Here is a 1,325-nt window from a genome sequence, read left to right on the forward strand (position 1 = left end):
GTCCGGTACCACCGCCACCGCAACCGCGGACGCGACCTCGCGGACCTGCGCCACCAACGGCCACGACACCCCAGGACCCCGGCCCTCGCCGCACCCCGCATCGGAAGTCGATGACGAACACCCCTCCGCCTCAGCGTCCAGGCTGCTGGGACGAGAGGTGCCTGGCTTGCCGTTGAGAGGGGAGCCGCTCGACGGCGTGGTCGCAGAGCGCGACTGCGGGGGAACGAAGGGCACACCCGGGAATAGCGGGCCGCGGCTCGGCTGGCCGGAAAGCGGCGGCGCCGGTTTCGCCGCAGCCGCGTCCAGGTCCAGGCCCAGGTGGGCGAGGAGCGGCAGCGCTGTTTTTGTCGAGGTCGCGCTATTCGCCCTTGAGTCTCCACCATTCCCTGAATTAGGGAGAAAGTCGTCAATCGTGAATATGGCCGCACTGTCGGGCGTTTCGCCTGTTTGGGTCGACCTGGGGGTTGTGATGCGCTGCCACCAGTCGGCATCGCAGGGGCGGGACTCGTCGCGGTCCGGCAGCTCCTCCGGAAAGAATCCGGCGGGCCCGAAGAGCTGAGCCATGTCCACCCCCAACCAGCATTAGAACGCCTGTATGAATAATCTCAGAGATGGTGGCGTCAATCAAGTCGAATTCGCAAAGAATTTCGACGAAAGAATAAAGATGTATATCAGGAAAAATCGGACTAGAGGGCCGGTCGTGGTGTCAATTTAAGGTATTTCGCCTGTGTCCAGCTAAGGCATTTCTTGGGGATTGTGTAAGATAAGACCCATTTGTTCGTCGGTGGTTGCTGCCCGCGGGGGGTTGTTCCTGGCCGGCGGAGGCAGCGACGTCAGGAGATCGACGCGGGGCTCGGGTGGGTACGCGATACGCCGGCCCCATGGCCCGCCGAGCTGCTGCACAGGCTCGTGCACTTGGAGCTGCTGTAGAGGCTGGTGCAGCTGGTGCAGCTGGAGCCGCTGTACAGGCTGGTGCATCTGGAGCCGCTGCACGCGTTCGTCCCCGAAGATCATCGATTGGCTGACAGGAGCGCGCGGCGGCCGGCTGGCCTGCGTGAGGTGGGCACCGCGATGCCCGATCCGGCGGACGCGGCGGAATGGCGGGGCTACCTGACGCGGCTGGCCGAGCGGTTCGGCGTGCCGTTGCGATTCAACGCCCCGGCCATCGGCCAGAGGCATCTTGTGGAGCAGCCGCTGGCGGAGATGGCGGCGGTGAGGCTGGGCGAGGCGATCACCGATCCAGCCGGGAGCGGCCTGCGCCGCATTCCGATCGTCGACCCGACGCCGCTGATGCCGTGGTCGATCGTCCGGCACCGACACCGGCA

General features: G+C 65.7%; 1 protein-coding gene. It reads left to right on the forward strand.

All coding sequences use genetic code 11. The features are described 5' to 3' along the window. Nucleotides 1-936 precede the first annotated feature (936 nt). Nucleotides 937-1,325 (forward strand): type 2 periplasmic-binding domain-containing protein (locus AWQ68_RS43800; protein WP_505782393.1); only part of this gene is annotated, 389 nt, incomplete at its 3' end.

The organism is Microtetraspora fusca (genome assembly GCF_001570365.1).
Lineage (GTDB): Bacteria > Actinomycetota > Actinomycetes > Streptosporangiales > Streptosporangiaceae > Microtetraspora > Microtetraspora fusca.